Here is a 21,662-nt window from a genome sequence, read left to right as displayed (position 1 = left end):
CATAAAGATAAGTAACTGCTTATGCATTGCTTGTTTTTGGTTAAACGCATAAACAGTCACACTATAAATTTTAATTTTTGGGATTTATTCTTCGTATTCTAGAACAGAAACTAAAGTTACAGGTTTTCTTCCAGTGCGATTATAGAAGAAATTGAGCAACTCATTTCGGAATTGTCTGGAACGCAAATTATTTATTAGATTTTGATTCTCTTTGTTCTTATTAAAGTATTTAATAACAAAATCTGAAATTAATGCATTAGCATTTTCTTCATCACTTTCGAGAAGGGCACCATATGATAAAACTTCAGGACCGTTGATTAAGTTATGATCTTTATCTAATGTTAAAGCAACTGAGAGAATACCATCAGAACTCAAATCTTTTCTTTGACGTAGAACCAAACTATCGTTTACTGTAGCAGATTGCCCGTCAATGAGAACTGCGCCTGCAGATGTATAACCACTAATTCTGGCAGCTTTTTTATCAATTTCTAAGATATCACCATTATTTAGAATGAAGACATTATCAGCTGGCATGCCTAATTCAACTGCTAATTTAGCATTCATATAAAGCATGCGATATTCGCCGTGAGCAGGGATGAAGTATTTAGGTTTAATTAAGGTATGCAATAATTTGTGCTCTTCACGGTTAGCATGACCTGAAACGTGAACCTCAGAAATAGAGCTATATACAACTTTTGCACCACGCTTATAAAGCTCATTAATAACTTGATAAATAGGTTTCTCATTTCCTGGAATAGGAGTAGCAGAGATGATAACAGTATCGCCCTCGACAATTTCAACAGAGCGATGCTCGGCATAAGCCATTCTAGTCAACGCACTCATTGGTTCACCTTGACTACCTGTAGAAATAACACATACTTCATCATCTGGTAGGTTATTAACTTCATCAAGTTCAATCAAAGTATCATGCTTCATTTTGATATATCCTAGTTTATTAGAGGCTTCAAATACATTAAGCATACTTCGACCAACTAGTGCGACTTTTCTACCATTGTTTTCGGCAGCTGTAATAATTTGTTGTACACGAGAAGTGTTTGAAGCAAAAGTAGCAACGAAGATTCTACCTTCAGCTTTAGAAAATTCATGCTCAAAGGTTTCTCCAACAGTCTTTTCTGAAACTGTATAGCCTTCACGTTCAATATTAGTACTTTCACTGATGAAGCAGAGAACACCTTCTTCACCTAATTCTGCAAAACGTGCTAGATCTATAGGATCTCCAGTAACAGGGGTGAAGTCGACCTTCCAGTCACCAGATAAAATTACAGTACCAATAGGAGATTTAATAGCTAAAGCAAAAGCATCTGCAATACTGTGGTTAACTGTGACGAATTCAACTTCGAAACAGCCAGCTCTGCGTTTTTCTCTAGGTAAAACTACATTTAAATCTGAAATATAATCTGTGAGTCCATGTTCTTCAAACTTGCTCTTAAGAAGCTCAATAGCAATTTTTCCAGCATAGATTGGTACATGTTTGTTGATTTTCTTAAGCAAATAGGGCATACCGCCAATATGATCTTCGTGACCATGAGTTAAGAAAATAGCTCTTAATTTATCAATATTCTTTTCTATATAGCTAAAATCAGCGATAATTGTATCGATTCCAGGTTCATCATCACCAGGGAACATTTGGCCACAGTCTCCAATTATTAAGTCGTTTCCAAACTCAAAAACATTGGTGTTTTTACCTACTTCACATAAACCACCGAGTGGAATTATTTTCAAAGTATCATGACCTAAATTTTCAGTACTTTCTTCAAGTTTAGTAGCTTTACGAATTTTAGTACCTCTATAGAACCCCTTTCTTTGAGGTGCTAATTGTAATTGAGGGGAGTAGACCAAATCGGCAGAGTGAACTTCAGGATCATGAGATTCAAGCTGCTCTTCATTAATAGATTTTTGTCTTTCTAAATCTGCGATTCTACTGCTCAGACTTAAAGTAGATTTTCCAGGATTATTTGCATTATCAGAGTAATCTTCAATTTTCCTTGGTATAAATTTAGATTTCTCATTCTTTTGATTCATCCTAACTGGACTACTTGTATTTTCGTTTGTGTCTGTCTTATTTATATCGTTAGTATCATTAATATTAATATTATTTTTTGACATATTCATCCTTTCTTATAATTTTTATAAAAACTAATCTACAATTTGATAAATAAAAACTTAAGTAATAAGTGAGTATATATAATTAAGTATTAGTATATGTTGAATTTAGTGTTATTCATATCAATTATAGACTTTAAGCTTAATTGTGTAAAATAATAAATTTTGAGATCTAAAAGGGCGAGTTGTAAAATAAACTGAAATAATAAAGGCTCAAACAATCCTGTACAATGTTAATTGGAAAAACGAAACAAAGGAGGATCGTATGAGCCAATTACATTATATCAGGAAAAGAGAAGCAGGTCAGCATTTAACAATAGAAGATAGAAAGCATCTAGAGTATTTATATAATGAGAATTTGAAGCGACCTAAAAAAGATAAATTAAATCAAAAAGAGTTAGCAAAGATATTAGGCTGGAGTGAAGCAACTCTATCTAGAGAACTAAAACGCGGTAAAGTCAAACAAAAGAATTCTATGCTAGAAGAATACACAGCATATTCCTCTGTAGTAGCTCAGAAAACAGTAGAAAAAACTTGGAGTAATAAAGGACCATCTTTAAAGATTAGTAACGACCATATATTAGCCAAAATAATAGAAAACATGCTAATAGGAAAAGAGATGAATAGAATAAATAATCTTAAATTCTCTCCAGCAGCAATAACAATGTATTTTGACAGAGTTGGCTGGCCTACAGATAAAAGACTTTGTACTAGAACTATTTACAACTATGTAGAAAAAGAAGTCTTCCTAGAAGTAACAATGAAAGACCTTCCACGTAAAGGAAATAAACCTAGACAAAGAAAACGCTATATAGAAAAGCGCTTATCTCCACCAGATAAGAAGAGAATAAACCATAGACCAAAAGCTATAGAAGAGCGTACAGAGACGGGGCACTGGGAGATGGATTGTATAGAGTCTAGTAAGGAAGATAGGACTTGTTTATTGACACTTGTAGATCGATGTACAAGAGAATGCATTATTTTAAAGATAAATACGCAAAGACAAGAATCTGTAGTAAAGAAGCTTAATGCTATAGAAAGAAAACTAGGAGCAAGAGCATTTAGAGAAAAGTTTAAGAGTATAACGGTAGATAATGGAGCAGAGTTTCAAGACTGGAAAAGCATGGAAAAATCTATACATAGTGAGAAATATAGAACTAGTGTTTATTATGCGCATGCATACTCATCTTGGGAGCGAGGAAGCAATGAAAATCTAAATGGATTTATCCGATATTTTATTCCTAAAGGTACAAAACTAAAAGATATACCACAGAGAGAAATAAATAAATTAGAGGAATTTATTAATAGTTACCCAAGGAAAGTATTAGAAGGAAACAGTGCAAATAGTAAATATTTAGCCATAGCGTAAACAATTAACATTGTACAAAAAACAATTTCAGTTTATGTTGCATTTTACATTTGAGATCTAAAAGTACCTATAGACTTGCAAGTCTCAGTGCATTGTGGTAATATTCTTTAGCTTATACATAAAAGCTATAAATAGTTAGTAATAAATTATAAAAGGAGGAGAAATATGGCAAATCTTAAATCAGCAATTAAGAGAGTTAGAACAGCAGAGCGTAAGACAAATATTAACAAAGCTCAACGTTCAAAAATGCGTACTGCTTTGAAAAAAGCTCGTATAGCTGTTGAAGAAAATGCAGAAGATGCTGAAGAAACTGTTAAATCAGCAGTTAAAATTTTAGATAGAGCAGCTACTAAGGGACTTATTTCCAAAGAAAAAGCAGCAAGACATAAGTCACAATTAGCAAAAGGATTAAATTCTAATAAAGCTTAATCTAAATTTCTTAAATGATATTAAATTAAGTTTATCCTTTAAAGTTCTAGAGTTTAGGGGATATGAAATTTATTAGTTATCATGATGATTAATAAAACCTCTCTTTATCAGAGAGGTTTTTCTTTTGCTAGAAATTTGGAGAATTAACTTAATATGAGTAAGCCCAGATATTTCTAATCTGATCTTCTAGTTCTGCATAAGAGAATGTTCTAAATGCATTATGAATGTTAAAAGGATCAAAGATTAAATAATCACCATTTGCATCTATATCATGTATAACTACGAAGTGACCTTGGCTAGTGAAGTGCCCAGGACCAACTACCAATATTATTGGTTTACCAGCTAATAAAGCTTCATCTATTACAGGCTTATGAAGTATAAGAGTTTCAACTGTTAGGCCTAACTTCTCGGCGCCTTCACTCATTAGCATCCATGAAGATCCATTTCCATCAATTGCGTAACCATTAGCTGTTGCAAATTCGCCCATAGATTTTGGTGTCATATCTATATCTCCAGTTAGGTGAGTGTAGACCATTGTCAAAACAGTAGGACCACATCCAGATATACCAAAATCAGCGCCAGCATATTCTGTATAACCCCAACGTTGATCCCATTGAGAGAAGTAAGGCATGGCATACTCAGGGAAAGGATCATATCCAGGGTCTGTAGCATAAGAACCTGGGTTTTCTAATAGGCTATGAGCAAAATATTCTATAACAGATGGGTTTCTTTTAGTTTGAATATGACTTCCGTCACTAAATTCTTCATAGTGGTCCATATATATTTGTTTTGCAATTTCACTTGGTTCGAGTAAATAAGGGTCATAAGATTTATCAAGTTTGTTTAAGAGTTCTTCTGGAGCAGGCGTCGAAGAAGGAGTAGTATTTGAGGTACTAGAATGATCATCTTCTTCATTAATAGAATTGTTAGATACACTGCTTTGATCTGAACCTATATCTGTTTCAGAGTCAGGATTAGATTCTTCCGAGATAGCAGGAGCGTCGTGATTTAATAAATTTTTCTTTATATTAGGATAAATAACATATATGGCAACAATAAGCGCACCAATTATTGCCATAGTTATAATTATTTTCGAGATTAAATAGGCTAAGCCATTTTTCTTTTCCATAAACATTTCCTAAAATGGATAAATTAATTTAATCAACTAATAAAACACGGAAGTGATTTTTCTTACCTTTTCTAATAATAATTTCATTATTGATCAAATCTTTATCGCTTAATTCATAATTAACATCGTTAAGCACTTCATCATTGATACGAACAGCATTTTGCTGAACCATACGGCGAGCTTCACTATTGGATTTAGTCAAGCCTGCATCTGTCATAACTTGTAGGAGAGGTAGACCCTGAGCTAGTTCACTAGAATTAACCTCTAAGCTTGGCATATCGTCAGTTCTTCCTTCGCCTGAGAAGATATCAAGAGCTTGTTGTTCAGCATGTTTAGCTTTTTCTTCACCATGAACAGTCTTGGTTACTTCAAATGCTAGAACTTTCTTAGCTTCATTAATCTCTTGACCTTCAAGTTTTTCATATTCAGCAATTTTATCCATAGGTAAGAAGGTAAGGAGCTTCATGCAGTTAATTACATCTGCGTCATCGATATTTCTCCAATATTGGTAAAACTCAAATGGACTTGTTTTTTCTTCGTTTAACCATAGGGCACCACTTGCAGTTTTACCCATTTTTTCACCGTTGCTCTTGACTAATAGGTTAGTAGTTAATCCTAGAGCATCATGATTACCGGTTTTTCTTCTAATCAATTCAGTACCAGCAAGAATATTTGACCATTGGTCATTACCGCCAAGTTGGACTTTAACATCGTGATCTGTGTAAAGTCTGTAGAAGTCATAAGCTTGAATTGTCATATAGTTAAACTCAAAGAATGTTAATCCTTCATCCAAACGACGTTTATAAGCATCAGCTGCTAGCATTTTATTAACTGTAAAATGTGGACCAACTTCACGCAAGAATTCAATGTACTTCAAACCTAATAGCCAGTCAGCATTGTTAACTATCATACCTTTGCCTTCGGAGAAGTCTAATAGGATTTCCATTTGTTTAGCGAATTGATTAACGTTATGCTCGATAACTTCTGGAGTAAGCATTTTACGCATGTTAGTTCTACCAGAAGGGTCACCAATCATACCTGTACCGCCACCTAAAAGAGCGACAGGAACATGACCAGCTCTTTGTAAGTGAGCCATGACCATCATTTGAATAAAGTGACCTACGTGTAAACTGTCAGCTGTAGGATCGAAACCAATATAAAAACGAACACCAGGTTTTGCGAAAATTTCTTTTAGCATTTCTAAATCTGTGCTTTGTGCCAGGTACCCACGTTCAATTAATGTATCTATAACATTTTGATTTTCCATATCAATTTCAACCTCTTTTCAATGTTGTTTTCTATTATTTTATATAGATATATTCTTTATAAATTCCTTCATCTTCTTTTTGACAAAAAAGTTTATAAAGAGCATCAGCATTTAAATTTAGCTGTTGTTGTATTTTACTAGTTTTAAGATCATTATTCAATCTTTCTAGTAAATCAGAGTTCTTGACCGTTATTGGTAAAGTAGAGAGCTTACGCATAAGCTTCATGAGATATCTACCATTTTTATCAACTGCTAAAACATTTATAAAAGCTGGGCCATCACTTTTTATATCTTGCCAATCGTTTTCCTTAATACCTAATAGCAGACTTAGAGCAGCTCGCTTCACTCTTGTTTCTACAAAATATTTATTGGAAATTTCTTGGAATAAATTATCACGGAAAATTTCATTTGATTCTGCATTAGTCTGAGAAGCAGAGAAGAGGTAAGTTTCACTAATGTTCTTAATTCTATTGGCTAGATCAGTAGAGAAGTCTCTGTAAGAGATAAGTTCATCCACAGAAGTTGTTAGAACTCTAGCTAAGAATGTCTGGACATAAGAATCATACTGACGATATTTAGGCTCAATAACTCTAGACAGAACTACTGGATTTAAATAGTTTTCAAATTTTAAGAAACGGACTGATTTTCTGTGATCATCAGTATTTGTTTCAAGTAAAATATTCCTAATAGCAGATGCAGAGAGACTAAAATCATCAACTGTTTCTAAGCTGTTTTCGTCAGCACCTTTTCGAGGTGAGAGATGCAGTTTAAGTTGTCGAGATCCTTGTGACTTCCTTATAGTATTTTCAGCTTTAATTGCTAATGAATATTCTAGAGCCAGAATATTGTTAGATTTTTTTAGGAGGTTTTGAATAACGTCTTTATCAAGATTTAAACTTCCATCGTTTGCATAATGATCTTTACCCAATAAATCAGCCAAACTTAAACTTCTAGCCTCCGCAAAATTTTTCCCTTTGTCTAAGTAGCTTCTCAAGAGCTCTTGGAAATCAGCAGGTTCATCGTGCAAAATTTCATTAACCTTATCAAAAAACTTATTAGAACTAATTAGTTCAGCATCTTCAGCACCTGCAACAATAGTATCAACTACACCTAAGCTGCTGATTAATTTAACAGCAGCGTTAGCAAATTCTTTGGCACTGGCACTTGCGAAACTTACTGGCAATTCAATAACCATCGATGCTCCTGATTTTACAGCATCTTCTGCCCGTTCATATTTAGAGTAGAGAGCAGGTTCGCCTCTTTGGACGAAGTTTCCGCTCATCACTAAGATTATCCTACAATCATCTCCGAATTTATTTTTAACATATTCAATTTGATATAAATGCCCCAAGTGCATTGGGTTATATTCTGTAATAATAGCTATTGTTTTCATAAGCTATATTATAAACAATCCTGACAGAAATGCTTAGTCTATTAGTTTATAATATCGACATTGTTTGTTAAAAAATCTATGTCCATAAGACTTATATAATACGAACATATGCTAAAAATAAAATAAAAAATAACAAAATAGACATTTAATGTTGTAAATCAACTTAAGAGGAGGTTACTTATGAGCCTAATGGATAATATTTATAAGAAAGCTAGTTCAAATAAGAAACGTATAGTACTTGTAGAAACTGAAGATATACGTATTTTGCAAGCAGCAAGTCAAGCAGTAGAGAAGAATTTAGCGGATATAGTGCTTTTAGGAGAAGCTGAGAAAATTAATAGCTTAGCAGCTGAAAATGGCTTGGATTTATCTTCTTGTGAAATCATTTCAGTTGTGAATAATGAGAGACAAGCAGAATTCTCCGAAGAATATTACCAATTAAGAAAGCACAAAGGGATTAGCCAAGAAGATGCAGAAGAAGCTGTCAAGAAACCTCTAAATTTTGCAGCAATGCTAGTACATACAAATTACGTTGATGGAATGGTTGCAGGGGCAGTCCATAGTACAGCAGAGGTCTTGAGATCAGCCTTGCAGATTGTAGGTACTGCGCCAAATAGCAAGTTAGTATCTACATTTTTTATTATGCAAGTTCCTAACACTGATTATGGTGAAGCAGGAATATTTGCTTTCTCCGATGCAGGTATGGTAGAAAATCCAAACTCTGAACAACTTAGCGAAATTGCTATCTCAACCGCCAACTCATTCAAATCATTATTGGAAATTGAACCAAAGGTAGCATTACTATCTTATTCCAGTAAAGGTTCTGGTAATAGCGAAATGGTAAAAAAAGTTGTAGATGCAACTGAGTTGGCAAAAGCAAGAGCTCCTCATTTAGCTATTGATGGTGAATTACAAGTAGATGCCGCTATTGATGAAGCTGTTGCAAAGCAAAAGGTCAAAGATTCTGAAGTTGCAGGACAAGCTAATGTGTTGATATTCCCTGATTTAAACTCCGGTAATATAGCGTACAAACTAGTGCAGAGACTTGCGAAAGCTGATGCTTTTGGTCCAGTTACTCAAGGTCTAGCTAAACCAGTCAATGACCTATCCAGAGGTTCTAGTGTAGAGGATATCTTGGGAGTTATTGCAATTACAGCAGTTCAGGCACAAATAAATTAATCTTATATTTAAAAATATTTAGAAAACTTAAAATTAGAAACGAGGATAAACTATGTTAATTTTAGTTGTAAATGCAGGAAGCTCATCACTGAAATTTCAGCTCTTAAATCCAGAAACTGAGAAAGTATATGCCAGAGGTCTTTGTGATCGTATAAATTTAGGTGGAATATTTAAATATATAAATTGTCTTACAGAAGAAGAGTTTACAAAGAATGAACCTCTTGCATCTCATCAAGAAGCAATGGAATTAGTTTTACAAACCTTAGTTTCACCTGAGCATGGTGTAGTAGAGTCAATGGATGAGGTTCAAGCGATTGGACACAGGGTTGTTCATGGTGGCGAAAGTATAAGAAAGGCTGTCCTTATTGATGAAGAAGTTGAGGAAGTTATTAAGCGCATAATACCATTGGCGCCTTTGCATAATGCCGCAGCTCTAGCTGGGATTAAGGCTTGCGAAGAAGTAATGCCAGACAAACCTATGGTTGCAGTCTTTGATACAGCTTTCCACTCTAGCATGCCTGACTATACTTATACATATGCCTTACCTTATGAGTTTTATGAGGAGTATCATGTAAGAAGATATGGATTCCACGGAACATCCCACGACCACGTAAGTACCCTAGCTGCTGAAGTTATTGGTAAAAAACGTGAAGACCTGAATATAATTACTTGTCACTTAGGAAATGGATCATCTTTAGCAGCCATTAAACATGGAGAAGTTCTTGATACTTCTATGGGTATGACTCCTGTTTCAGGTGTACCTATGGGAACTAGAACAGGTGATATGGATCCGGCTGTTGTTAAATATCTTATTGATAATAATCATGATTTAACCTTAGAGAAGTTGGATAAACTTTTCAACAAAGGTTCAGGTGTATTAGGTATCTCTGGAATTAGTTCTGATTTTAGAGATTTATACGATGCAATTGAATTTGGAAACGATAGAGCAAGACTTGCAGTGGAAGTTTTTGCATACCAGGTGAAAAAATACATAGGTGCATTTATGGCAGTTCTAGGTGATTTAGACCTAATTGTTTTCACAGCAGGTGTTGGTGAAAATGCTCCTAGAGTTAGAAGAGATGTTTTGTCAGGACTAGAAAAATTTGGAATTGAATTAGATCCGCAAAAAAATGTAAGTTCAGTACCTGGTCAAATTAATGAAATATCTAAAGAAGGTTCAAAAGTTAAAGTTATGGTAGTGCCAACTAATGAAGAGTTGGAAATTGCCCTAAAAACTTACAATTTGGTAAAATCTTTGTATGAGTAAGATTGAAACTTTATTGCTAGAAAAATTAACTGGTGTTATAGATATTATTATTAAGACCGAAGAAGAAGCTTTGGCTATGGGGGATTTTGATGCTCTCTCTCGTACAGAGATGCAAACATTAATAGCTATAGGATCTTATGATAAATTGAGCATGAGTGCAGTGGCTGAGAAGGTTGGTGTCACTGCAGGTACTTTAACTGTTCAGGTTAAGAAGCTGCGCAAAAAAGGTTATGTGGATAAAACCAAGAACAAAGATGATAAGCGTATTAGTGAACTTAGTCTTACAAGAAAAGGTAAAATTGCAGTTCGACTACACCAACGTTCAATGCGTGCCGTCATGAATGCTATAACTGAACCGCTGACAGAAGATCAGACGGAATTTATGGCGGAAACTTTGGATAAAGTTTATGAGTACATGCTTGCAACATACAAAGAGTATAAAGATAAGGAAAAAGAGAGAGATAGGAAAGTTTCAGAAGCCTCACAAATAAAAGAGAACAATAAGGACTATGAGAATGAAGAATAAGACGAATAAGACAGACTCAGATTTTTCTTTTGCAGATATTATTGATATAGTAAAAAAATCTATTGCTAAAGTAAGTCACTTAAAATATGACGATATTTCTTTGGAAGATAATTTAACTGAAAAACTTGAACTAGATTCATTAAGCTTGATTGAACTGGTTGTAGATTTAGAATCCTTTTTTGATTTGAGAATAGCTGAAGAAGATTTGGATGATGTTCAAACAGTTGAGGATGCCTGTGAATTAATTGAGTCGAAGTTGAGAAATTGATTCAGTCTAAGTCTATAATTAGTAGTAAAAAATAAAAGTGATATTTGTATGTTAATGAGTTTCCTCATTAAATGTAAGTATAAACTTACGCAAATATCACTTTTTTATTTATAAATTTATGAATCTAGAAGCACCGACATCTTTTATGTAAGTTCTCAGTATTAAAGGGAAGTTCTTTGGTCTTCTGCATTGCCCATCTCTGAGTCTGCTGCTGTACGACGTTGTTCACGGCGTTTTTGTCTAGCAGCTAATTTCTGCATGTACTCTAGGTTTTCATGCTCGTATTCTCTAGGAATTTCTTTATTGTTGTACATGTAGTGCAACCAGTCGGAGAGGGCTTGGTTCATTTCTTTTGAGTTAGCGTAATCACTAGGATAAATTGGTTTACCGTAAGTTAAGATTAAACGTTTTCTCTTCATGAATCCTTTGAAAGGACGAGGCCACTTCATATGGCGACTAAATATCTCATAACCACCATCTATAAATGCTGGAACTATAGGAACATCAGCTTTACTAGCAATAAAAGAAGTACCACCTTTAATGATTCCTAATTTACCGTCTGCGGTTCTAGTACCTTCAGGATGGATTAATAAAATATTGTCATTCTTTAGCTCTTTAATACAGACCATTAAAGATTGCCTAGCACTACCACCACGATCGATAGGAATACCACGACCAACACGCATAATTAATTTACCAAACCAACCTCTTGATTCGCCTAATTCTTTAGCTGCGAGTGAGCAGAATTTATCGAAGTGATCCTTTGGTAGGCCCATAGCAGCGATCAGCCCATCTACATATGTTTCATGGTTAGGAGCAATAATATAAGGTGCATCTTTAGGAAGATTTTCTGCACCGCGCACTTCGAATTTAGTAATAGATTTAATCAATAGACTACCTAAGTGATATCCGAATTTTCCTGCCCAGTTTCTTTCGGTGGGTTCAGGAAGAGCATCAATCTCAGCATTAGTAGTTTGAATTTTAATTTCTGAATCTTGTTTTGTTTTAGTTTCAGTTACATTATTATCATTTTGCATAGTTTCTAATTCATCCGCCAATCTAAGTTAATTTATTATCTGCACCATATTAAAGCTTGGCTTTCGATATTTTTGTGTATTGTTGTTGTACATTGTTACAATTTTTCACAATTTGTCATTATATCTCAATGTGCAAAAATACTAATATAGATTAGAATAATACCATATGGAACTTTTGTAAAAGTAATAATATTTTTAACAAAGTGATATTGAGGTGAAAGACTTGCAGATTGTATATTCTAAAAACAGAAGAGATTTAGCTAAGTATATGAGAGCTGACATTTGGAAGCATCATAAAAATGAAGCTTTTAGTAGAGGATTTCTGATAGTGCCAGAAACTCTCAAGGCTAATATGGAGAGGTCTTATTTCTCAGAAGATACTGAACGTAGCTTGATGCTAGAGGAAATTTTAAGTTTTAGAAGATTTGCTTTGAGAATAGCAGAATTAGCTGGTGGTGCTGGTTATAATGTTGTTAATCCGGCCCTAGAACTACACCTACTTGCACAATCTATTCAAGATCTAGAGGATGAACTCCAAGAATATGCAAGCCTGAAAAATAAACCTAATTACTTAAGTAGAGTAATAGATACTATAGGAGATCTTTGGCGCTACCAAATTAAGGCAAGTGAAATTCAAGAGATTTCTCTGGCTACTGCTGAGAATGGCGACTTAAACTTATCGAAAAAGTTACATGACTTAGGATTGATTATGGAAAGTTTTGGAGAGAAGTTGAAGTTAGAAAACTTTATGCCTGGAGACTTACTCATTGACAGTCTTGATGAGAATTTAAAAATCCTTTTGGAAAAGTTGGAAGCCGTTAATTATAACTATAAAGATTTGGAATTTCCTTGGACACAATATGAATTTTTGCAAGAGACAACTATTTGGATACATGGTTTTGGTATCAGTAGAAGTTTTACTCCACAAGAATTTTCCATACTTAACTCTTTAGATAAATTAGTTAAAGAAGTTATTATTTCTGCAGAAGCTGATCTTGTACCCGAAGATCAAACACAAATAGAAGCTGGTAAGAGACAATTTATTGCCGGTAGACAATTGATTTTTAGTTTAATCAATAATTACGCTAATGTTAAAGTTTTAGAACTTGAAGATCAGGAAAATTCACAAGAATTTGAGTTCCATGCTTTTGATAAAGAGCAAAATGAATCACGTTTTATTGCAGGCAAAATTAAGGAACTATTATTTACAGAGAGGGATTTAAGACCAGAAAAAATAGGTATAGCTTTAGCTAGTAATGAGCAAACTCTTAACATGAAGTTAGCCTTGGATGAATTAGATATTCCTTTCTATGCTGCAGATGTTGATAATGTTGAATATAAGCATTTGAGTAATTTCCTGACGGCTTTGATTGAGCTGATTAAATACCCTGATAATATTGAAAATGTAATTAAATATATTAAGCAGCCATATGCAGGCTTAACTCCTGATGAGCAAGACGAGCTAATAGAGTTTTATAGATCAAGAGGATTTAGAGGTTTTGATGCTTTTGACGCTAGTAAATATAGTAAGAGCTTTAATCCTGGTATTTTAGAGTTTTCTGAATTATCCAGTGATGAGGAAGCAGAAGATGATAATGCTAGGGATATAGCTGCTGACAATGACCTTGAATCAGCCAAGGACGAGGGCCAGGAGAGACTGGAAGTATTTGAACTAGCCCAAAGAGCTTTGCAGAATCCTAAGTCGTTACTTGGAGAGTTTTATCATGCTCAAACATTGAGAGAATATAGTCAGCAGATATTAGAATTTTTACGTTCTATTAACTTGGCCAATAAAGTGAGTGAAAAAGTAGATAGTTTAGAAGCAGCTGAGCTTAGCAATGAAGCGGAGGTTGAGGTTAAAGTTTGGAATAGTTTGATTAAAACTTTATCCGATTTTATGAAAATTAACTCTGAGGCAGAGCTTAGTGTGGAAGAATTTATCTTTTACTTGGAACTCAGTTTGATTGAGAGCAACAAAAATAGGATCCCAGCTAATGGCAATCAAGTTATTCTTGGTAGTTTTAAACAGCTAGCAAATGAGGATTTAGATGTTGTTTTTATGGTATCTGCAGATAGTGGTAATATTCCTCAGAGAAGCAGAAAGAATTCTCTTTTGAATCCAGTTGATAGGTTAAAAATTAATCCTTACTTAGAAGAACCTTTACCAGAGTTAGATGAACAGCTACTGAATGTTAATATTTCAGACTTTTACGCTCTTTTAAATTTTCCGAGCAAAATTATAATTTCTTATACTGGTGGAAAAGGCGAGGAAGCTAGTATATTGAGTAATTTTAGGGAATCTCTTGGTGAAAAGTTGATAGAGCATGATGAGCCTGATAGTTTAGGAGATTTAAGCTTGTCTTTGCCAGAGCGTGCATTTACTAAACTTAAATTAATGAATAATGCCACAGGTTTTGCAGGATCTGAAAAAACTATAGTTGAAGCTCTTAAAGCTTACATAAATGATAATCATCAAGAACTGAATGAGATCTGGGATGCTGATAATTATGGTAGAGAGATGAAAAAAGGCGGAAGCTTAAATATTAGTACTGATCTAGTTAGTAGAGCTCTTGGCAAAAATCCACTTTGGTCTATCTCAAGACTTGAAAAGTATATGAAGAATCCATTTGCGTTTTTCGTAGAGTACCTTCTTCAATTGAAAGCAAAAAATTACTATAAACCAGAAAGTTCAGGCTTTGGGACCTTGGTGCACAAGGTAATGGAAATTAGTCAGAGAGCCTGGCAAAAAGTCTTGGAAAATTCTCTTGATGAGATCAGTAGAGATTTAAGTTTGGAAAAAATTTTAAAACAAACTGATGACGAGTTAATTGCCAGATACTTGCTTGAGGCTGCATTTGAAGATGAGAGCTTGAAACTTTATTTCATGCCTGGTGATGCATATGTAGCTAGATTTAAAGCTCAATTATCTTCTCTCCAGGGCTCAATAGCACAGATTAGAGAGTTAATTGAAAATGATATTAATTGGGAGCCTAAATATAGTGAGTGGAGTTTTGGCAAAGCTGAGAAAACTTTTTCTGTAGAGTTAAGTAATGGCGAAAATCTGTTTATTAGAGGATTTGTAGATAGAGTTGATGTTAATCAAGTAGATCAACAGTTTAGAATCATTGACTACAAAACTGGAGATAAGAAAGTCTCTTATCCGAATTTATACTACGGCTTTGACCTGCAATTACCGATATATTTAGCCGCCTATGAGAGCTTGAATGAACCATATATTGCAGCTGATGCAGGGTACGCAATTGTACAAAACTTCAAGAAAAACTATTCAGATCAAGCTCTTGTTTCTATAGATGAATTTATCAAGGAATATATTTCTAAGTTTAAACTGAGAAGTTTAGATTTAGAAGAAGAAATATTGCATAAGTTGATGGACCATAGTTTAGAGAAAGTTCGAGAAATCGCCGAGAAGATAAATTCAGGAAACTTTTCTTCGGCACCTAAGACTAGTGATAAATATCAAGACCCAAGTAGATTTTGTGATTATAGAGCTATGGCACAATTGGATAGAGGTTTTATAAGGACAGAAATCTTGCCAAAACTTGATGAAATTGTAAAAACCTATGACCCTGAAATTGTTGAAACATTTGGTAGTAGGCATATTTTGAGTAAAAATAGTTTTATTTATTTAGTGGAAAATTTTGATGATGGGAATTTTAGTGATAAATAATTAAAAGTTGAGTGGTGAATATGAAAGAGAATTTAAATACTAAATCAAATAATTTTGCACCAAGCCCTGAGCAACAAGAGATAATTGCTGCAAAAGCAGGTAATATATTAGTTTCAGCAGCAGCCGGTTCAGGAAAAACTGGAGTTATGACTGAGAGAATTAGCCAAAGAGTTCTAAGTGGTGAGCTTGATCTAAGAAAGGTTCTTGTACTGACCTTTACAAATGCTGCTAGTCATAATATGTCGAATAAGATTTCGGAAAAATTAAGTAAACTAGCCACCAACGCAAAGAATAAAGGGGAAATTACTTTACAAGAGAACTTAGAAACTCAGGTTTCATATTTACCAGCTGCTCACATAGAGACTATACACTCATTTTGCTTATCACTACTTAAACTTTTTCCAGAAGAAGTTAGGAATAGTGAAAATGAGTCTATATTGGCGCCTAACTTTATAACAGCTGACGAGCAACTAACAAGAGATTTATTAGATGAAGCTGTTTCTAATGTTTTTAATGGTTTTTACGTAGAGTTAGAAGAATTACAAACTCTAAATAAATCCCAAGAACAATTAGATATCGCTCTGATGTTACTTGCAGCCTATTCATCAGGAAAAGATGATGAAGAATTGCGTAAACTTGTCTTGTCTGTTTTTAATTATTTGAGAAGCCTACCAGATTACAAAAAGCAACTTGCACAAGCATTAGAAGAAGTAAAACTTAATGCTAGAAATTTTGAAAATAGTCCACATATAAACTATTTATTTGATGAGCTAGAGTTGCGTGTAAAAGCTGCAGCTTTAGCGATTCCGGATTTAGAGAGACGTCTAAATGGAGTAAGTTTAGAGTTCGCAGGAAAAACTGCAAAAACATCTCATGAAGACTATGCAGAAACGTTTCGCTTATTGTTCGAAATTACTACAGAGATTAACTCATTAATTGATCAAAGAGGAGATATAGATCCAGGTGAGATATGGGATGAAATCTTTGAACTTAAATCTAAACTTAGCTTTATTAAACCACGCAAAAGTCCTTGGAAAGAGGAAGAAAGACTCGGGCTTGATGGTAGTGAAGATATTTCTTTGTATGATAAAGAAGTGCAAAAGATTGCCAAGGCTGAAATTAAAAATGACTTTATAGATATTTTAGTAGCAGAATTTAGTGACTTGCTTTATTACCTTGGAGTAGAAGGGACAAAATCTTTAGGAAGTTCATGTAAGTTTAGTGCCAAAGTAGTTTGGTCAAAAACTATAGCTGAAATTAATTCAGAACAAGAAAGAATGCTTGGGATATTAGAGCTTTTCTTTGATTTGGTACTTAAAGTAGATGAAGAATATCAAAGATTAAAAATAAAAAGAAATGTTGTAGATTTTTCGGATTATGAACATTACGCTTTGCAAATTGTTAGAAGTGAAGTTGGAAGAGACTACTGCCAAAAGCAATTTAAAGAAGTTTATATAGATGAATATCAAGATACAAGTTCTTTGGAAGAAGCAATATTACAAGAAATTGCACCAAACAATACATTTATGGTTGGTGATGTTAAGCAAAGTATTTATAGATTTAGAAATGCTAGACCAGAAATCTTCTTGGAAAAAGCTAAAAAATTTCAAGCAGACGATAGTGGTTCCTATTTCCAATTGAGTAAAAACTTTAGAAGTCAGGAAGGTATTTTAGCTGGAATAAACTCAGTTTTTAGCAAGATAATGACTCCTGAATTCACCAATATTGATTATCAGAATGGCCATCAGATGAATTATTTTGAATTAAATAATAAGTTTGATAATAGGATAGAAATTATGCTGGATTGTAGAACAGAGGATGACATAAGCTATCATCTTCCTAATGGTAATTTATCCGGTGTATTGCAAGAAATAAGTAAGGTCAGACTTAATCCTTATCAAGCAAGATTATGGGCAGAAAGTGAAAAAGAAGAGAAAAATGCTTTCCATATTGTTGCAGAAATTATCAGATTACATAGAGAAGAAGGAGTAGAGTTCAAGGATATAGCTGTATTAAGCAGAGGTAATAGTAAAGCTGACTATATGGCTAAGCTATTACTGCAAGTCGGTGTGCCAAGTAATAGATATCCATCTTTATCAATAAAAGATGATTTTATACTACAAAATCAAGTCGCATTGTTGCAGTGTTTAGATAATGCTCAAACAGATATACCTTTAGCGACCCTGATGCTTAGTTACTTGATTAATGAAACCTTTACAGAGACTGAACTACTACAAGTCAGAATTTTTCAGAAGGAAATACATCAGCGAGGTAATTTTAAGGCAGCAATTCAATTATTAGCGGACGTTAGTTTAAATGAGAATCATGAGTTTTATCAATTACAGAGTAAGATTAAGAGGTTCTTAGATGCGCTAAATAAATGGCGTATGCGAAGTGTTGAGGTATCTGTCAGTACTTTACTACAAGAGATTTGGAATAGTAATAATTATTTAGAGAAGGCTGCAAAATATGACGGTGAGCTGGCAGTTATAAGTTTAGAGGAGTTTTTGAAAAAAATAGAGGAACTGGAGAAAAATGAATACAAGAGTCTTCGTGAGATTGTTTTAGCTCTAGAAAATGAAGTAGAGAATGACCTCAAACCAAGTAGTGAAAATAATATGTCAGCAGATGCTGTAAATGTATTGACTTTCCACAAATCTAAAGGACTTGAGTTTGATTATGTGTTTTTGTATGACCTTGATAAGTCGCTTAATAATATGGATCAACAAGATAAAATTTTCATGAGTGAGGAGCTCGGTATTGCATATAACATAGCTGAGTATAGTAATTATGGAGTGCGAACATTTCCAAGTCATTTACGCTTGGCTATGGAAGAGAATGAACAACGTAGATTTTTAACAGAAGAGATATGTTTATTCTATGTAGCTATGAGTAGGGCAAAAGAAAAACTATATCTTTGCGCAAATTTTGATTTAACTAACGACTATTTGAAACTAAATACATTGCTTAATTTAATTGAAGCTGAGAGAGAGAATGCTGAGCAGGATAAGGGAAATGGATATTTGCCTAATTACATGTTGAGTACTCTTAAATCCTATCAGGAGATGTTACTACTGAGCATGAGTCTAAATGACAATCAGGCAATACAACAACTACTTGAGTTTTATAAAAATCAAGCTGAAGAAAATGAAAATATAGATTATTCACTTGAGCTTGAGGATAGGAATTTTCTAATCCGCCTATATAACAATAAAGATATTCTTGAAAAAGATTGGAAAATTATTTTGGAATATTGGTTAGATGATAGTAGTGATAATAAACAGAGCGATGAAATTTATTCTGATGATTTGGAGTATGACTATAAAGATTTTTATGAATTTAATCCTAGAGCTAGTTTCAAGCCATTACCTAAGGTATCTGTTAGTGAAATTAAGAGAAAATCCATGCAAGTTGAAAATTTGGACGGCGAAGCGAGTGAATTAGAAATTAAGAAAAATATAAATTTAGATCTAATAGAGCTCGAAGATATCGATGAGAAACAATTAAGTTCAACTGATATAGGAACAGCTATTCATGTTGTGATGAATTATTTGGACTTGAATAAGTTGCGAGTTGCAGAGGATATTAATCTGGCAATAGCGGAGGAGCTTGATAAATTACAAGAGTTTAATTTTATTAGTATAGCTGAAAGAGAAGTTCTTAATGATTTCAAGAGTGAATTTATAGCTTTTGCTAAGTCCGAAATTGCTGAAGAGGTTCTGAATGCGGGAAATAAAGTTTATCGAGAATTGCCATTTACGTTCAAGTATGAGGATGAGAATAAAGAGTTGAGTTTAGTCCAAGGTATTATAGATCTTTGGTACTATACAGAGGCTGGTGCGGTTTTATTGGATTATAAATCTGATTATTTGCCAAATAATAGACAAGAGGCTCGTCAGATTTTGCTAGATAGATATTCAGTGCAAATGAAAATTTATGCCTCAGCTTTAGAAATGAGTTTAAAAGAAAAGGTTAATAAAGTTGTGATATGGTCAATTAGATTGGCTGAGGAGTTTGAGTTTACGAGGGAAGAGTTAGGGATATAGGAATACAGGTGCATAGATGCATAGAATTTAAGAAAATAGAAGTTTAAAGACTTTGATTTTCCTCATCACGTATATCTTGAGAATCAGTTCTTAATCTAACCCTTTTACTTCGTCCGCCGAGTGATTTATCTAAAGATTTATTCTCCTCTCTGCGCTTGTTGAAAAAGTTTTGCAACAAGTTACTAGCTTTTTCTGCAAGAATTCCAGACTTAATCTCAGGATAATGATTAAGATTTTTATTAGAGAAAAAATTATCTATAGATTCAATAGCACCTGTTTTGGGTGAAGGTGCTCCATAAATTATTCTACATACTCTAGCTTGTTGGAGAGCAGAAAGGCACATGTGACAAGGCTCTAGAGTTACATAACAATCGACATCGTCAAGACGCCAAGAATTAAAAAGCTTGCAAGCTGAGTCTATTGCTAATAGCTCAGCATGTGCAAGCGTATTTTGATTTTGTTCACGTTTGTTGTAAGCTGTGGCAATAACTTCGCCTGATTTAACCAGCACACATCCAATTGGAATTTCAGATTCTGCATAAGCTTTTTCTGCAGCCTCTAAGGCTAAGGACATGAAATATTCATCTCTGTCATGAAATCCAGTCATTATAGTTCGATACCACCTACAGGACGGATGTGGATAATCATACAAGCGTCTTTGCCAAAGCTAGCTTCTATTGTATTTACATAGTCTTCAACTGCTTCAATTGGTACATAAGCTTGAATTGTTCCACCGAAACCACCACCATGTATTCTACAAGCACCTTCTATATTATTGTCTTTAAAGAATTTTCTACTTAATGCTAAAGCTAAAGCAGCTTCTTGCTCTTCATGGTTTCCAGGGATTAATACATTTTGTAATTGAACTTCAGAGCTATGAGCAGATTCATTTACTAGTTCTAAGAAGCGTTTGAAATTTTTGTCTTGTAAAGCTTTTAATTGCTCAGCAGTTCTTTCTTCCTCGGTAAAGAAGTGGATAGCACGTAAAACAGCTCGTTGAGGGAACTTTTGGCTTAGTTCTGGGACTACTTGGAAAAATTCTTCTGGATTAACTTCAGAAAGATATGTTTTTGAAAAGTGCTTAGCAATTGCTTGCATATCGTTAGGAATGCTTGCGTATTCGTGAGTTAGGTTAGAGTGACCTTTATCAGTCTTTGTAATTACCATCTCGTAACCGAAATCAGCAAGATCTAAATCAATTTGTTTAACATGTGGGTTTTCTTTGTCAGAAAAGTCAATAGCTATGACTTCGCCAAATGCGCAAGCTGTTTGATCTAATAGACCACTAGGTTTATCAAAGAAAACATTCTCAGCAAATTGGCTAGCAGTTGCTTGTTCAATAGGACTAATTTTACCCTCGTTATACATGTAGTTAAAAATTGTTGCGATAAGTATCTCAAACGCTGCAGAGGATGATATTCCTGACCCAGCAGCAACCTTACTAGTTGAATAGCAATTGAAACCACCGATTTTATAACCTCTTTTATTAAATGCATGGGCAACACCACGAATTAAAGCAGGAGTTTTGCCAATTTCTTGTTTTTGTGGTTCTAAGTCATTTAAATCAATAGTTTCAACTATGTTGTAAGCTTCAGAAATAAATTGAATTTTGAAGTCATCTCTTGCTTGACATGCTGCAACAATATCAAGATCAACAGAAGCGGCAATAACATTGCCCAATTGGTGATCAACATGGTTACCAGCAATCTCAGTTCTTCCAGGTGCAGAGAAAAAACGAATCTCATTTTCATTAAGTTCGAAACGCTCTTCAAATTTATCAACTAGATGTTGATATTTATTCAAATTGAGCTCGACTGTAGCTTCATCTTTTCCATAAAGCTGTTCCAATTTATTAACTAGTTCTGTATTTTCCAATGAAAGAATATTTTTACTCATAACAACTCCTAATATTTTGTAATATTTTCTATTTTATATTAATA

15 protein-coding genes are annotated in these 21,662 nt (G+C 33.9%); 8 read left to right on the top strand and 7 right to left on the bottom strand.

Annotation, left to right across the window (positions count from 1 at the left end):
- Window positions 1-84 precede the first annotated feature (84 nt).
- Complete coding sequence (locus C5Q98_RS04430) at window positions 85-2,127, bottom strand: ribonuclease J (protein ID WP_242967343.1); 2,043 nt, start codon at window positions 2,125-2,127, stop codon at window positions 85-87.
- 262 nt (window positions 2,128-2,389) lie between these two features.
- Between C5Q98_RS04430 and C5Q98_RS04425 the strand changes: the two genes are divergently transcribed.
- Both C5Q98_RS04425 and rpsT read left to right on the top strand, forming a co-directional pair.
- Window positions 2,390-3,493, top strand: coding sequence for an IS30 family transposase (locus C5Q98_RS04425; protein ID WP_106012466.1), 1,104 nt, complete (start codon window positions 2,390-2,392; stop codon window positions 3,491-3,493).
- A gap of 165 nt (window positions 3,494-3,658) precedes the next feature.
- A complete protein-coding gene (gene rpsT / locus C5Q98_RS04420) occupies window positions 3,659-3,922 on the top strand; it encodes a 30S ribosomal protein S20 (protein ID WP_106012465.1) in 264 nt (87 codons plus the stop codon).
- Window positions 3,923-4,070: 148 nt separating this feature from the next.
- On the opposite strand, the gene C5Q98_RS04415 is transcribed toward rpsT, so the two are convergent.
- The 3 genes from C5Q98_RS04415 to C5Q98_RS04405 are packed head-to-tail and all read right to left on the bottom strand — an operon-like array spanning window position 4,071 to window position 7,711.
- Complete coding sequence (locus tag C5Q98_RS04415) at window positions 4,071-5,051, bottom strand: C39 family peptidase (protein ID WP_158695710.1); 981 nt, start codon at window positions 5,049-5,051, stop codon at window positions 4,071-4,073.
- Between the two features lie 28 nt (window positions 5,052-5,079).
- A complete protein-coding gene (tyrS, locus tag C5Q98_RS04410; RefSeq protein ID WP_106012463.1) occupies window positions 5,080-6,318 on the bottom strand; it encodes a tyrosine--tRNA ligase in 1,239 nt (412 codons plus the stop codon).
- 34 nt (window positions 6,319-6,352) lie between these two features.
- Window positions 6,353-7,711: a tRNA(Met) cytidine acetate ligase gene (locus C5Q98_RS04405; RefSeq protein WP_106012462.1), complete on the bottom strand. Its 1,359-nt coding sequence runs from the start codon at window positions 7,709-7,711 to the stop codon at window positions 6,353-6,355.
- Window positions 7,712-7,891: 180 nt separating this feature from the next.
- On the opposite strand from C5Q98_RS04405, the gene pta reads away from it, so the two are divergent.
- From pta to C5Q98_RS04385, 4 genes are read left to right on the top strand one after another with little or no spacing between them, the layout of a single operon-like run.
- Complete coding sequence (gene pta, locus C5Q98_RS04400) at window positions 7,892-8,890, top strand: phosphate acetyltransferase (protein WP_106012461.1); 999 nt, start codon at window positions 7,892-7,894, stop codon at window positions 8,888-8,890.
- A gap of 52 nt (window positions 8,891-8,942) precedes the next feature.
- The gene (locus tag C5Q98_RS04395) at window positions 8,943-10,157 is read left to right on the top strand and encodes an acetate kinase (RefSeq protein WP_106012460.1); all 1,215 of its coding nucleotides are present in this window, start codon (window positions 8,943-8,945) and stop codon (window positions 10,155-10,157) included.
- On the top strand, window positions 10,150-10,683 hold the full coding sequence (locus C5Q98_RS04390) for a MarR family winged helix-turn-helix transcriptional regulator (protein ID WP_106012459.1): 534 nt from the start codon (window positions 10,150-10,152) through the stop codon (window positions 10,681-10,683). Before C5Q98_RS04395 ends, C5Q98_RS04390 begins: the two co-directional genes overlap by 8 nt.
- A complete protein-coding gene (locus C5Q98_RS04385; RefSeq protein ID WP_158695709.1) occupies window positions 10,673-10,951 on the top strand; it encodes an acyl carrier protein in 279 nt (92 codons plus the stop codon). The genes C5Q98_RS04390 and C5Q98_RS04385 overlap by 11 nt, the downstream gene beginning before the upstream one ends.
- A 161-nt stretch (window positions 10,952-11,112) precedes the next feature.
- On the opposite strand, the gene C5Q98_RS04380 is transcribed toward C5Q98_RS04385, so the two are convergent.
- The gene (locus tag C5Q98_RS04380; RefSeq protein ID WP_158695708.1) at window positions 11,113-11,988 is read right to left on the bottom strand and encodes a lysophospholipid acyltransferase family protein; all 876 of its coding nucleotides are present in this window, start codon (window positions 11,986-11,988) and stop codon (window positions 11,113-11,115) included.
- Between the two features lie 223 nt (window positions 11,989-12,211).
- Between C5Q98_RS04380 and C5Q98_RS04375 the strand changes: the two genes are divergently transcribed.
- Both C5Q98_RS04375 and C5Q98_RS04370 read left to right on the top strand, forming a co-directional pair.
- Window positions 12,212-15,676, top strand: coding sequence for a PD-(D/E)XK nuclease family protein (locus C5Q98_RS04375; RefSeq protein WP_158695707.1), 3,465 nt, complete (start codon window positions 12,212-12,214; stop codon window positions 15,674-15,676).
- A 20-nt stretch (window positions 15,677-15,696) separates the two neighbouring features.
- Window positions 15,697-19,722 (top strand): UvrD-helicase domain-containing protein, encoded by a 4,026-nt coding sequence (locus tag C5Q98_RS04370; RefSeq protein ID WP_106012455.1) that lies wholly within the window; start codon window positions 15,697-15,699, stop codon window positions 19,720-19,722.
- A gap of 43 nt (window positions 19,723-19,765) precedes the next feature.
- Here C5Q98_RS04370 and C5Q98_RS04365 read toward each other — a convergent pair whose 3' ends face one another.
- Complete coding sequence (locus C5Q98_RS04365) at window positions 19,766-20,329, bottom strand: nucleoside deaminase (RefSeq protein WP_106012454.1); 564 nt, start codon at window positions 20,327-20,329, stop codon at window positions 19,766-19,768.
- Entirely contained in the window at window positions 20,329-21,618 is a 1,290-nt protein-coding gene (locus C5Q98_RS04360) for a galactokinase (protein ID WP_106012453.1), read from the bottom strand. Before C5Q98_RS04360 ends, C5Q98_RS04365 begins: the two co-directional genes overlap by 1 nt.
- Between the last annotated feature and the right edge of the window lie 44 nt (window positions 21,619-21,662).

The organism is Fastidiosipila sanguinis (assembly GCF_002998295.1).
In the GTDB taxonomy this organism is placed as follows: domain Bacteria; phylum Bacillota; class Clostridia; order Saccharofermentanales; family Fastidiosipilaceae; genus Fastidiosipila; species Fastidiosipila sanguinis.
Note: the sequence above shows the minus strand (reverse complement) of the source record. Positions and strands in the feature narration are given on the sequence as shown.